A 13,492-nucleotide genomic window follows, 5' to 3' on the forward strand; every position below is an offset into this window, starting at 1 on the left:
TATGCGAGACCGCCCCAAGGGCGGGCCTTCACGGCGGCCGTCGGCTGTCCTCGGCCGCACGGTCCGAGCGGGCCGCCGGCATCGAAGGCGGCCGAGGACGAAGAGCGCGGGTCACGCCCCGGTACGTTCGACGGTGGACAGCACGCGCACCAGTGCCGGCGTTGCGGGGGCCGATCCGAATCCGAAGCGCACGGGCGGGACGACCGGGGTGAGCGGGCCGAGGTCGGCCTCGTCGAAGGACACGTCGGCGGCGATGATCGGCCACAGGTCGGTGGCCGCGTACCACTGCCGGTATCCGGGCCGCGAGCTGCCCCGGGTCCGTACGCCGGCCATCAGGCGTGCGGGCACGTCCGCCACGGCCGCCCACAGCGGCTGCCGGGCCAGCGGCCGCGGGACAGCCCGCAGCGCCAGGCCGAGGGCTCTGCGGCGGCCGACACGGAAGCACAGGACCAGGGGTCCCGCCGCGATGTCCCACACCCTGCCGTTCCTGTGCACCCTCACCGGCCCCGTGCGGACCTCGTCGAAGTGATAGACGCCCGCGATGTACTCGGCGGTCCGGGTGGTGGGCGCCAGCAGCATGCGGTGGCCGTCACGGCACTCCAGCATCACGTCACTGAACGGCCCCAAGGGCGAACGGGGCCAGTGGCCGACGACGACGCGCGTGCCGGACCCCGTTCCGACGGCTGCGATCCAGCCATCGAACGTCAGCCGTTCACATCCCACTCCCCCTGAGTACCCCCTTGCGCGGCTGCCCATACGAGGCGCGGCCGGTGTCATCGGGCCGGTGCGCCCGTGCCGGGCGTTGTGGGGGTATCGCCGAGACAAGCGCCAACCCCGCCAGCAGTTGATCTTGAGGGGCTGCTCGCTCGGCATCGCCGGGAGAAACCGATATCGGCTCGGGCGGCGGACGGCGAGGGTCGCGTTCGGCAAGGTGCCGGGCGACGGTCGACGCCGGGGCGGGCGTAGCGCTCCAGAGAGCGGACGGAGGGCCGGGAGCGGGCCAGCAGCATCGGGTGGAGGTGCCGCCTTCGGCGTCGTGGGTGACCACTCCGACGCGTGACGTCCGGACGGCTCACACCCCGCAGGCAACCACGGTCGTCCAGTGGCAGCCGGCCGGGATGGCGCGGACGCCGCTGCCTGACCGGCAGCAACGGCTTGATCCGCCCCCACAGGTCATCCGGCACCGTCCACGGAGGACCGTTCCCCTTCCCCATGACTCGCTCAACGAGCCAGCCAGGAAGGGTATATGGCTACGACCAGGCTTTCTGTCAGGTGCTCTTCAGCCATCATCCGCGCACGAAGGCAGGCCAAGAGGTCAACGCCTCCTGCACCCCTGCCGGGCACTCCACCGGCCCTGCCCCGGAATTCTCGGAGGCCAAGAGCGCCTCAGGGTGCGGCTGCCCGACGACCCTCGCTGGTGCAGGCGACGGTCGGTCAGGCGAGCAACGCGGGCAGGGTCTGGGTGGTGTGATCGAGAACTCAGCCGTCCGTGGGCGGTGCGTCGTGGTAGGGGTTGCGTGGTGGGGCGACGGGCTTCAGGGACCCGACCTGCATGGTCGGGACGGGGTTCTCGACGGGGACGTGCTTGGCGGTCACGACGCCCGTGACCTCGACCCAGGTGTCGTTGCCGGGCGCCTTCACCCCGTGCATCTCCACGCGCAGGATCCGCGCGTCGGCCGCGCAGCAGCTGAGCTTCAGGCGATTGAGGTACCAGGTGTCCGCGCTCTTACCGGCGGAGGCAAACCCCAGCAGCCGGACCTCGCGGCCGTCCAGGGTCTTCGGCGCGTGCGCGGAGCGTCCGATGAACTCCTCCAGGGCCATGGGGGTGACCGGCGCGTCCGCCAGATCCTCGTAGCCGGTCTGCTCGACGCCGGACGCGGCCCCGTTCCGGGAGGCCGTGTACGAGCCCAGCGCCGGCGGGGCGACGAACATCAGGGTGAGGGCGGGTGCGGCAAGGAGCCAGGCGACGTGCTTGGCACCCCCGTGTCCGTACGCGTGGTGGTCGCACCCTTCCAGGTCGTCGCCCGTCGTCTCCCGCAGGCGGCGCACCAGCTCGACTCCCAGGCCCGCGAAGCCCAGGGCGACCAGCAAGACCCCGGACACGACGAGGTACGGCCACATCCCTTCCTTCACGTACCGGAGGTAGACGTCGCTGGGCACGGTGATGTGGAGCAGGCCCACGCCGGTCAGCACCAGCAGCAGGGGCGAACCGAGTCCGCTCAGCAGGCGCTCGTGTTCCACGTCGGCGGCTGGTCGTCCGGTCACAGGAGTACACCTCCGACAAGTACGCAGCACAAGATCGCCACGACGAACGTGGCGGCGCAGAACCGCACCGCGAACGCCCGCCCGAAGGCCCCCGACTGCAGGGCGATCAGTTTCATGTCGACCATCGGGCCCACCACCATGAAGGCGAGGCGGGCGGTGGGCGAGAAGCCGGTGAGCGAGGCCGCCACGAACGCGTCCGCCTCCGAGCACACCGAGAGGAGGACCGCGAGCGCCGCTGCCACGAGGATGCCCAGCCACGGAGACTCGGAGAAGGCTTCCAGGACGGACGGCGGTACGAGGACGTTGAAGGTTGCGGCGGCCATGGCGCCGATCACCAGGAAGCCGCCCGCCTGCAGGAAGTCGTGCTGCAGCCCGCGCCGGAAGGCCTCCAGCCGGCCCCCGCCGGGCGCGTGCTGCGCGTGCCGCGCCGGCAGCCGCAGCCACTCCTCACGCCCCCACCGGATCCACAGCCATCCCATGACGACAGAGGTGACGAGCGAGGCACCAAACCGCGCTGCCACCATCTCCGGCTTGCCGGGGAACGCGATCGCCGTCGAGACGAGCACCACCGGGTTCACGGCGGGCGCGGCGAGCAGGAACGTCAGGGCCGCGGCGGGAGCCACGCCCCGGCGCATCAGACTGCCCGCGACCGGCACCGAGGCGCACTCGCACCCCGGCAGCACCACTCCGGCGGCGCCGGCCACCGGCACAGCGAGGACGGGGTTGCGAGGCAGGACCTTGGAGAAGACCCGAGCGGGGATGAACGCGCCGATGGCCGCCGAGACGACGGTGCCCAGAAGCAGGAACGGCACGCCCTGCACGACGATGGCCACCAGCAGCGTGCGCCACGCCCCGAACGCCGCGAGCCCGGACAGTCGCTCCGCCCACGGTCCGGCAAGCACCGCGACCACCACGGCCCCGACCAGGACCGAGCCGACCGCCCCGGTCCCCGCCCGGCGCCGCCGCTTCGAGTCGCTCCCACCGCCATCCAGGTCGAAAGGACATGGTGGCGGCGCCGTCGCCGCTCGCGCCGAGCCCTCGACCACGCCGCACCTCTCCGTCTTCGTTCCCCCGGGGCGCGGCGGAACGCGCCCGGCCCGCCCGAGGTGGCCCGGCGGAAGCGGGCACACACTAGCCGACGACAATCATATTCATCTGCCCCTGACGTCCCGGGGCGAGGGTTCGAGGGCCGAGGTAATCCCGTCGCAGACCAGGGCCTCGGGATCCGCCAGCAGGCGGGCCAAGGCCGCTCGCTCGAGCCCACCACCGGACAGCGCGCCGGGGCGGCGCTCGGCCGGGTCCTTGGCCAGCCCCAGCTCCTCCGGTCCGTACGGCGGCCATGCGGGCCGCCTCCCCGTCGGCGCCGCGCAGCCGGACCGCCATGCGGGCGACCCTGGTCGAGTACCGGGCGGTGGTCGTCGAAGGCGGCTCTGGGTCCTGGAACGCGTACTGTACGGCGGCCGGCTCCGTACGGGTGCGAGTGCGCAGGCTGCGTGGCAGCGGGGTCCGGGCCCCGTCGAGCAGCACCGTTCCGTCGTACGCGGCTCGGGGCCCTGTACCTGGCCATCGACCTCATCCGCCGCGGCGGCACCGTTTCCCTGTCGGGCGTGTACGGCAGAACGACGGAACGGCCGACCCGATGCCGCTGCTGACCATGTTCGACAAGGCCAACGTCCGGCGCTGGATCGACGGCCTGATGCCGCTGTCGACCGACGGCGATCCCCTCGGCGTCGAAGGGTTCGCCACCCACCACCTCCCCTTGGACGAGGCCCCCGACACGTACGCGGACTTCCAGAAGAAGCGCGAGAACACCGTCAAGGTCCTCTTCCGCCCCTGCCCCGCGCGGCCGAGGCCGAGGCCGCGGCCGCGGCACGCCTCGAAGCGCCCAGCGGCCCATGCGGTAGTGGGAGGCCTCCCGAGGAGCATCCTGACCTGGCCGCCACCGACCCAGCCGCCACCGAGCCCCCGACCGCGCCGACACCGGCGGCGCTCCCCGGCCCGCGCCCGGGCGCGCCCGGCGTCAAGCGGCTGCTGACGACGCGCGCCCCAGGTCGGCGGTGATGCCGACGACCCGGGGGCGTGCGTGCTCAGTAGCCGGCGCTGCCGTAGACGCGCTGGCCGTTGTACGTGCCACCTTGGCAGTACCAGTAGCCGCTGCTGTGTTTCACGGGGGAACCGCCGCCGTACTTGCAGTCCGCCCAGGACACCTGGGGTGCGGCCGCCGTGGCCGCGGAGGACGCGGTGACGCTCATCCCTGCGAAGGCCAAAGTGGCGAGGGCCAGGCCGAGCAGTCGTCGAACGCGCATGGCTTGCTCCTCTCGGGGTTAACCCGTTCGGGTCTTTCCAGGATGACTACGCGACGCATCCATGAGCACGTGCGCTTACTCCAACCGGGTGAATCCTCAGCTGGGCCCAGCGCTGTTCCTGCAGCCGCCGTGAAAGCCCGGCCGGGCCGGTCCGGGGCAGGTCCGGCCTCACGCGGCACCGAAGCGGTCCCGGACACGGTGGGCCGGCGAGTCGGCCGAAGGCCGCGGGGCCGTCCGTGCGCGGTTCTACGCCCTCTGCGGCGGCGGGGACGCCCGCGACCGCCAGGAGCCGTTCGGCGCCGTTCCAACCAGCCACGGCTTCGCAGTGCCGGTACGCCTCGCTGAGCAGGCGCACCATCCGCAGGTCGGCGCCGTCCGCCTGTGGAACCGCGGCCTTGGCGTCGCGGGCGCCGATCGCGTCCGCCGCTGGTAGCCGGAGACCGGCAGCGCGTCGTACTCGACGGAGCGGGCGGTGACGAAGGCGCACTGGACGGGGAGGGCGCCGTCGCCGCCGGGGCCGACAGCGCCGCCCGCTGGCGCGATGCTGCCCGTGCGCCGAAACCCACCCGGCCCGGCCCCGGCCGGCCACGCGGCTCGAAGAATCGGCAGACCGCCACTCGCTACGACGTCGGACGAGTCTTCGCCACGGGCGAGGCATACAGCCGCCCCGCACACCACAAGAAGGGGACGAAGCCGCGACGAACGGACTGAGCTGCAAGTCAGGTGCCACGGCGCAACCGTCTCTGGCAGGATCACCCCATGACGTTCTACAGAAAGGCCCATGCCGCGTAGACGGCCCGGGCGTGTACGCGCCGAGCAGTGGCCGCGGCACCGGCTCACCTATCAACCCCCTATTGCTGGCCTGTCCCCGCCCGCCCTTGCCGAAGTTTCCAGGGTCGAGAGAAGCCGGAACTACCTGTGGCCTGGCATCACGGCCGAGTCCGTGAGGATTTGGCGAGGGTTCGTGCGGGACCCGTACCGCAACCTTTGGAGTGAGTACGAAGACGGCGGCTGCGGTGTGTGGGAATGCTGCGGCAGCCCCTTCGAAGCACGGGAGTTCCTGGATGCCGTGATACACGGCATGTCCCGGCGCCGAGCTCGCGAGCTTCGATTCCTCGTAGACCAACTCGACAACTCGTACTGAACGAGTTCAGACAGCACGTTAAACGTCAAGCTGAGGCCCGCGTCCGCCCGGCGGGCAGTCCGTGATGAGCGACGGCGCGGGTCCGTCCACCGGCACCAGCCGGCGGGCCCCATCAGGGTGGCCGTCCGCCGTCTGCCTGGTGGGCATGCCCGCCCTCGTCGTCGTAGCCGCCCTGGTTCCCGCCGTCCGCCCACGCCGTCCGCCCACACCGGCTGTCCGCAGCACGCCTGCCGACACCAACGTCCCTCTTGTGCCGCTTTCGTATGCTTTATGGATGGCGGCAGGTGTGGTGCGAGGGCCGGTTGAGCTGACGGACGGAGTGTGGGAACAGCTGCCCGGGACGGTGGGGGAACCAGCGCTGTGGCTGGTTCGGACGGAAGCGTTCAGGGCGGTGGCGGCCCGTCTGGCCGATGCGGTGCTGGACGGGGCGGAGAAGGAGCGTGCGGCGGCCCTCCGGGTGGCCGGGGACAGGGACACGTATCTGGCCGGGCATGTGGGGCTGCGCCTGCTGCTGAGCGCGTACCTGGGTGTTCCGCCGGTGGATGTGCCGCTCGGGCGGCTGCCGTGTCCGTTGTGCGGGCAGCCGCACGGGCGTCCTGTGGTGCGCGACAGCCCGTTGCACTTCTCGCTGTCCCACAGCGGCGGCCTGTGCCTGCTCGCTTTCGCGCCGGCATCGGTGGGGGTGGACATCGAGGTGGTGCCGGCCCTCGAGGTGGCGGAGGACGTCGGAGGGGCTCTTCATCCGCAGGAGACGGCGGAGCTCAGCAGGCTTCGCGCGGAGCACCGGCCTGCCCACTTCGCCCGTGTATGGGCGCGCAAGGAGGCATATCTGAAGGGGCTGGGGGTGGGGCTGGGGCGCTCCATGGCACTGGACTACCTCGGTGCGGGACCGGAGGAGGTGGCGCAGGTACCGGGCTGGACGATCGAGGACGTGGCCGTGGACGACGGCTATGCCGCCGCCGTCGCCCTTCAGGCCGAGAATGCCGTTCCGGGGACGGACGGGTACGCCGGCCGCGGCCGGGAGTGATCGCCGGAGGCATGGCCCCGGGCCCGCGGATCAGGCAGGCGGGCTGGTGGCGGTGACCGTCTGGGGTTCGAGTGCCTCCTCGCCGTAGAGGTCCTGCACCCAGTTGGTCTGGTAGACGGTTTCGAGGTAGCGCTCGCCGAGGTCTGGGGCGATGGCGACCGCGGTCACCTGCTGTTCCTGCCGGGCCAGCCATCGGGCGGCGCCGCTGACGACCGTGCCGGTGGACCCGCCGAAGACGAAACCGTGCCGGGCCATCCGGTGGCACGTGCGAATGGTCTCGGCTTCGCCGACGTGTACCACCTCGTCGACGTACGAGGTGTCGAGGAGTGGGGGCCGGACGCCGCTGCCGAGGCCCGGGATCATACGACGACCGGGGGTGTGCCCGAAGGTGGCGGAGCCGTCGGCATCGACCGCGACGATACGGACCGGGCGGCGCCACGTGCGGAAGTACCTGGCGCACCCCATGAGGGTCCCGGTGGTTCCCGCCCCGACGAAGAGGACATCGAGGTCGGGAAAGGCGAGGGCGATGGCCGGTGCGGTGGAGCGGTAGTGGGCGAGCGGATTGTGGGGGTTGGTGTACTGGTTGAGCCATACGTATCTGCTGTCGGAGGCGCACAGCTCCCTGACGCGGTCGATGCGGGCGCCGAGCAGACCGCCGGTGCGGGAGGGCTCGGTGACGATGACGATCTGGCTGCCGAGGGATTCCATGAGCAGCCGCGTCGGCAGGTTGCAGCGGGAGTCGGTCACGCACACGAACCGGTAGCCCTTGCTGGCAGCGATCATGCTCAGGGCCACTCCGAGGTTGCCGGACGATGACTCGACCAGGATCGAATCAGGGGTGAGAAGGCCGTCACGTTCGGCTGCCTCGACCATGGCGCTCGCGGCTTTGAGCTTGACGGAACCGGCGAAATTGAATCCCTCACATTTGAGGAAAAGTCGGCGCCCGATGATCGCCTTGAGGTCGACGTAGAGGTCGTCCTCATTGAACTCCTGCGGGGTTGATATGACCTTCACGGCGGCCTCCTGGTATGCAATCACGGCGCCTGCTGCCTTCTGCCCGTGCGACAGCGATTTGGACAGGGACCTCGCCTCATGTGACGTCCTTGCAGTCCCTCCAGTACGCGGGCTGGACGCGGCTGTGTCATGCCACTCGATGTCGGGGCTTGACGTCGGCCACGATCACGGACAAGTGGGCGAATCCGTCTGCCGGATGCGGGAACGACGCCCCTCCCGGGCTGGACGACGGCCGGAACTTTCGCTCGCCTACCGCTCCGGGTGCGCGATGTCAAGCTACGAAATTCAGTGGCGTGACGGACATGCGCAGGCGGCATCTACTGGTGGGTGGCATCGTGAATCCGCCCTGAATGCCGGAGGTATTTCGAGGCGGAAACGACATACCCGAAGCACAATCGATTCCGCAAGATATCCGGCAGCAGAATGCCCGCATTTGGAGGTGGATTACACATGTTTTTGTCGACCGGTGACCCGATGAGGACTCGCGGCACTGAGGCCGAGACCGCACGGCTCCTGGCCGAGGTTCTGGCCGAGGTCGTGGGTGTGGAGCGCGTGTCGGGCGACAGTGACTTCTTCGATGATCTGGGCGCTGATTCGATGGTGATGGCGCGATTCTGTGCCCGGATCAGGAAGCGGGCGGACCTGCTGCCCGTATCGATGAGGGACGTCTACCGGTACCGCACGGTCAACGGCCTCGTCTCCGCGCTCACCGCCGCCGCGCCCACGGCTGCGCCCATGCCCGTCCAGCAGTCAGTCCAGCCATCCGCCGCTTCGGCCGTCCCGACGTCGCCGCCCGTGCGCCAGCCCGCGTCCCCTCCGGAGGGCAGGAGGGCGGCGCGGGCGGGCACAGGGCAGTACCTGCTGTGCGGCATGGTGCAGTTCCTGGCGTTCCTCGGCTACTCCTACGTCGCCGCCCTGGCCACGGTCCGCTGCTACGAGTGGGTCGGCGCCGGCAGCGGTGTCCTCGATGGGTACCTGCGATCGGTGCTGGCGGGCGGCATGATGCTCGTCGGCCTGAGCCTGGCGCCGATCGCGGCCAAGTGGATCCTCATCGGCCGTTTCACGCCCCGGGAGTTCCCCGTCTGGAGCCTGGGCTACGTGCGCTGGTGGCTGGTCAAGACCTTGATCCGCATGAGTCCTGCGCGTCTGTTCATCGGGTCGCCGCTGTACGTGGCATACCTCAGGGCGCTGGGCGCACGTATCGGCCGCAACGTTGCGATCTTCTCCAAACATGTCCCCGTCTGTGCCGATCTGCTCACGGTCGGTGATGGCGCGGTGATCCGCAAGGATGTGTCCTTCTCCTGCTACCGGGCGCACGCGGGTCTGCTCCAGACCGGCTCGGTCACCCTCGGCAAGGGCGTGCTCGTCGGCGAACAGACGGTCCTCGACATCAACACATCGATGGGCGACCGGTCCCAGCTCGGGCACGCCTCCAGCCTGCATGCCGGCCAGTCCGTCCCCGCCGGTGAGCGCCGGCACGGGTCGCCGGCCGAACCCACCGGCACGGACTTCCGTACCGTCGGTGCCGTCGAATGCTCCACGGCCAGGAAGGTCCGCTACACCATCGGTCAGCTGCTCGCCCTGCTGCTCGTGCATCTGCCGCTGGCCACCGGCGGTGTCGCCGTGCTGCTGAACGAGCTGCCGCAGCTGAGCACACCGCCCGGGTCCGGAGCACCGGAGTTCACCAGCGGGATCTTCTATCTGAAGACCCTGGCCGTGTCCTTCGTGCTGTTCTTCGGCGCCGCTCTCGCCGGACTGATCATCCAGGGCGTGGTGCCGCGCCTGCTCCGTCTGGCGCTCAAGCCGGGCACGGTCTATCCCCTCTACGGTTTCCACTACGGCCTGCAGAGGGCCATTGCACTCCTGACCAACAGGAAGTTCTTCACAACACTGTTCGGGGACAGCTCCGCGATCGTCCACTACCTGCGCCATCTCGGCTACGACCTGTCCCGCGCCACCCAGACCGGTTCGAACTTCGGCACCGAAGTGAAGCACGACAGCCCGTTCCTCAGCTCGGTGGGCAGCGGGACGATGGTCGCCGACGGCTTGTCACTCATCAATGCCGAATTCTCCAACACGTCCTTCAGGCTGTCCCCCGTCGCGATCGGAGCCCGCAGTTTCCTCGGCAACCGCATCGCCTATCCCTCGCAGGCCAGGACGGGTGACAACTGTCTGCTGGCGACGAAGGTGATGGTCCCGGTCGACGGAGAACTCCGGGAGAACACGGGTCTGCTGGGCTCGCCCCCGTTCGCCATCCCTCGCACGGTGATGCGCGACACCCGGTTCCAGGACCTGGAGAGCGGCAGCGAACTGCGCCGTCGTCTGGCCGCCAAGAACCGGCACAACGCTGCCACAGCGGGGCTGTACCTGATGGCGCGGTGGATCCACGTCTTCGCCGTGACCCTCGTCGTCCTGGGCGCCAAATCCCTCTACCCTGCGCTGGGCGCTGCGTCGATCATGCTGGCCGGTGTGCTGGCACTCCTGTTCAGTGTTGCCTTCTTCGCGCTGATCGAACGGGCGGCCACGGGATTCAAGCCCCAGGCCCCGCTGTACTGCTCGATCTACGAGCCGTCGTTCTGGCGGCACGAGCGCTTCTGGAAACTGGCGTCGTTCGACTACACGCGGGTCTTCGACGGAACCCCGTTCAAGAACGTCGTCTGGCGGTTGCTGGGAGCGCAGATCGGCAAGCGGCTCTTCGACGACGGCTGCGCCTTCCCGGAACGCACCCTCGTCACCATCGGGGACGACTGCACGCTGAACGCAGGCACGGTGGTCCAGTGCCACTCGCAGGAGGACGGCGCCTTCAAGTCCGACCGCACCACGATCGGTGACGGCTGCACCCTCGGAGTGGGCGCGTTCGTCCACTACGGCGTCGTACTGAAGGACGGTGTCGGCCTCGCCTGCGATTCCTTCCTGATGAAGGGCGAGCAGGTCCCGCGAAGGGCCGAATGGGGCGGAAACCCGGCCCGGCAGATGCCCGTCGGCACCACGCTGCCCGCAACGCCGTCGGCACACCTGGCCGGCACCGCACCCGGAACCGCACCCGGAACCGCGCCCACCCACCCCGACCGGCTCGGCGGATCCTGACGCCCGCCCCTATGAGCAGCAGTACCAACGAAGGAGAGACCCCATGGCATTCGAGGCAACCACCAGCAGAGAGTTCTCGCACGGGATCCTGGCCGCCGGCGGCGGCTCCCCGCTCCTCCCGCGATGGACACGGGTACCGGTCGCGGGCGTGGCCGACTACGAGGCACCGGTCCCATCCGACCAGGCCGCAACGGTGCGACGGCTGGCGGACGACCTGGCGGTACCGCTGGATTGTGTGCTGTTGGCCGCGCACGCGAAGGTGCTGGCTGCGCTGAGCAACGAACGAGAGGTCACCACCGGTTACGTCGCCGCCGCCGGCGGCCGGCCACTCCCCTGCCGGCTGACGACCGGTTCCGGCTCATGGAAGAGCCTGCTGTACCGCACCCGCGACACCGTCGCTCACCTGCAGGCACACCGGGAATTTCCCCTCGACCGTCTCCGGCGTGAACTCGGCCCGGCCGAAACACCCTTCGAGACGGTGCTCGATCCCCACGGCACCAATGCCTGCCTCCCTGCAACCGATGACGAGCCGGCCGCCCGGCCGGTCCTGTGGGTGGGCATCTCGCCCCGCGGCGACGACCGGCTGATACTGCGGCTGCGCTACCGCACCGACGTTCTCGACGCGGACTGCGCCGCCCGGATAGCCGGCTACCACCTCACCGCGCTCGCGCTGATCGCTGCCGACCCCGATGCCGATCACACAGGCCGGAGCCTGCTGTCGGCAGAGGAGCTCCGTTTCCAGCTTCACGGCCTCGCCGGGCCGGTCCGAGCCCTGCCCGAGCACCGGGTGCACGAGCTGTTCGAGCAGCGCGTACGGCAGCACCCGGACGCCGTCGCCGCCCAACTCGGCAACCGGAAGTGGACCTACCGGGAGCTCAACGCCCGCTCCAACCGCCTGGCCCGCGCCCTGCGCCCCCGAGGACTGCAGCGTGAAGCGGTGGTGGCGGTGGCAATGGAGCGGGACCTGGACTGGCTGGCCGCGGTCCTGGCCGTCTTCAAAGCCGGAGGCACCTACCTGCCCGTCGAGCCGCACCTGCCCGCCGAACGCATCGGGTCCATGCTGGACCGTGCCGGATGCCGGCTCGTGGTGACACGGCCGACCGCCGCCCCCACCCTCGGGCAGGCTCTCGCAGTCCGGCCCGCAGTCCAGAAGCTGTTCGTGGACACCGCCTACGAACAGGAGCCCTGCGGCACCGATCTCGGGATCGACGTCGCACCCGACCAACTGGCCTACATCTACTTCACCTCCGGCTCGACGGGCGAGCCCAAGGGAGCCATGTGCGAACACGAAGGCATGCTCAACCACCTCTACGCCAAGATCGACGACCTCGGGATCGGTGCAGGCCAGGTGGTTGCCCAGACCGCGCCCCAGTGCTTCGACATCTCGCTGTGGCAACTGCTCGCCGCGCTGCTGGTCGGCGGTCGCACCCTGCTGATCGAGCAGGAAGCGATCCTCGACGCCCGACGGTTCGTCGACACCGTTGCCCGCGGACGGGTCAGCGTGCTGCAGGTCGTCCCCTCCTACCTGGATGTCGTCGTGTCGCATCTCGAGCAGCACCCCCGGACGCTGCCGGACCTGCGCTACGTGTCGGTCACGGGCGAGCCGCTGAAGAAGGAACTCGCCCAGCGCTGGTTCGCCGTCCAGCCCCGCACCAAGCTCGTCAACGCCTACGGGCTGACGGAGACCAGCGACGACACCAACCACGAGGTCATGGACCGTGCACCGGAAGCCGACCGCGTCCCACTCGGACGACCTGTGAACAACGTCCACCTTTATGTCGTCGACGAGCACCTCAATCCGGTGCCGCTCGGCGCGCCCGGAGCGATCGCCTTCTCGGGGGTGTGCGTCGGCCGCGGCTACGTCAACGACCCCGAGCGCACCCGGCCCACCTATCTTGCCGATCCCCACCGTGAGGGCATGCGCCTGTATCTCAGCGCCGACCTCGGCCGCTGGCGGCCCGACGGCAAGCTGGAATTCCTCGGCCGTCGCGACAACCAGGTGAAGATCCGCGGGTTCCGTATCGAAACCGGCGAGATCGAGAACACCCTGCTCCGTGTGCCAGGGGTGCGGGACAGCGCCGTGGTGGTCGCCGAACGGCCCGACCACAGCACTCACCTGGTGGCCTTCTACACCGCCCCGCACCCCCTCGAAACGGACATCCTGCTGGACCGGCTGGGCGCGTCATTGCCCAGCTACATGATCCCCTCGGCCGTCCACTGGCTGGAGGGTCTCCCGCTGACCCCCAACAGCAAGATCGACCGAAAGGTTCTGGCAGCCCTGGCCTCGCAGCTCCACGCAGCCGAGGACGAGATCCAGGTGCCCGGTACGCCCGCCGAACGACAGCTGGCGGCCGCGTGGACGAGCGTGCTCAGCATTCCGCAGGACGGGATCGACCGGCGCGACAACTTCTTCGACCGGGGCGGCACCTCCCTGTCAGCCGTGAAACTCGCCATCGCCCTGGACCGCACCGTGTCCCCGGCAGACGTCACCCGCCACCCCGTTCTCCACGATCTGGCCCGATTCCTGGACGACCCGTCCCCGTGATTCCCCACCGCACGTCCGGCCTCCCTTCGACGACCGGCCAGCCTCTCTTGCCTCCCCTCACCGAAAGGACGAAGACCATGTCGTTCACCACCCCCGCCCCGATC

General features: G+C 70.0%; 8 protein-coding genes and 3 pseudogenes. 5 read left to right on the top strand and 6 right to left on the bottom strand.

Annotated features, from left to right (window positions below; all coding sequences use genetic code 11):
* Positions 1-111: 111 nt before the first annotated feature.
* From HYE82_RS11780 to HYE82_RS37935, 4 genes and pseudogenes are all read right to left on the bottom strand, one after another.
* On the bottom strand, positions 112-606 hold the full coding sequence (locus HYE82_RS11780; RefSeq protein WP_306439568.1) for a hypothetical protein: 495 nt from the start codon (positions 604-606) through the stop codon (positions 112-114).
* A gap of 873 nt (positions 607-1,479) precedes the next feature.
* On the bottom strand, positions 1,480-2,265 hold the full coding sequence (locus HYE82_RS11785; protein ID WP_179173943.1) for a TIGR03943 family protein: 786 nt from the start codon (positions 2,263-2,265) through the stop codon (positions 1,480-1,482).
* Positions 2,262-3,311, bottom strand: coding sequence for a permease (locus HYE82_RS11790; RefSeq protein WP_179173944.1), 1,050 nt, complete (start codon positions 3,309-3,311; stop codon positions 2,262-2,264). Before HYE82_RS11790 ends, HYE82_RS11785 begins: the two co-directional genes overlap by 4 nt.
* A 132-nt stretch (positions 3,312-3,443) precedes the next feature.
* A pseudogene (locus HYE82_RS37935) lies at positions 3,444-3,804 on the bottom strand (ABC transporter ATP-binding protein); the annotation flags it as partial.
* A gap of 2 nt (positions 3,805-3,806) precedes the next feature.
* Between HYE82_RS37935 and HYE82_RS11795 the strand changes: the two are divergent.
* A pseudogene (locus HYE82_RS11795) lies at positions 3,807-4,099 on the top strand (glutathione-dependent formaldehyde dehydrogenase); the annotation flags it as partial.
* A gap of 253 nt (positions 4,100-4,352) precedes the next feature.
* Here the strand turns inward: HYE82_RS11795 and HYE82_RS11800 are convergent.
* Positions 4,353-4,571 carry a hypothetical protein gene (locus HYE82_RS11800; protein ID WP_179173945.1) on the bottom strand — a complete coding sequence of 73 codons (219 nt, stop codon included), beginning with the start codon at positions 4,569-4,571 and terminating at the stop codon, positions 4,353-4,355.
* Between the two features lie 542 nt (positions 4,572-5,113).
* Here HYE82_RS11800 and HYE82_RS37940 point away from each other — a divergent pair.
* Positions 5,114-5,282: pseudogene (locus HYE82_RS37940) on the top strand (transposase); the annotation flags it as partial.
* Positions 5,283-5,989: 707 nt separating this feature from the next.
* Positions 5,990-6,742, top strand: a complete 753-nt coding sequence (locus tag HYE82_RS11805) for a 4'-phosphopantetheinyl transferase superfamily protein (RefSeq protein ID WP_179173946.1) — start codon at positions 5,990-5,992, stop codon at positions 6,740-6,742.
* Between the two features lie 30 nt (positions 6,743-6,772).
* Here the strand turns inward: HYE82_RS11805 and sbnA are convergent, their stop codons facing one another.
* Entirely contained in the window at positions 6,773-7,756 is a 984-nt protein-coding gene (gene sbnA, locus HYE82_RS11810; protein ID WP_179173947.1) for a 2,3-diaminopropionate biosynthesis protein SbnA, read from the bottom strand.
* Positions 7,757-8,206: 450 nt separating this feature from the next.
* On the opposite strand from sbnA, the gene HYE82_RS11815 reads away from it, so the two are divergent.
* Together HYE82_RS11815 and HYE82_RS11820 are read left to right on the top strand one after the other, a co-directional pair.
* On the top strand, positions 8,207-10,843 hold the full coding sequence (locus HYE82_RS11815) for a Pls/PosA family non-ribosomal peptide synthetase (RefSeq protein ID WP_256987098.1): 2,637 nt from the start codon (positions 8,207-8,209) through the stop codon (positions 10,841-10,843).
* A gap of 43 nt (positions 10,844-10,886) precedes the next feature.
* A complete protein-coding gene (locus tag HYE82_RS11820; RefSeq protein WP_179173949.1) occupies positions 10,887-13,388 on the top strand; it encodes an amino acid adenylation domain-containing protein in 2,502 nt (833 codons plus the stop codon).
* Positions 13,389-13,492: the final 104 nt, after the last annotated feature.

The organism is Streptomyces sp. BR123, assembly GCF_013401435.1.
Taxonomy (GTDB): domain Bacteria; phylum Actinomycetota; class Actinomycetes; order Streptomycetales; family Streptomycetaceae; genus Streptomyces.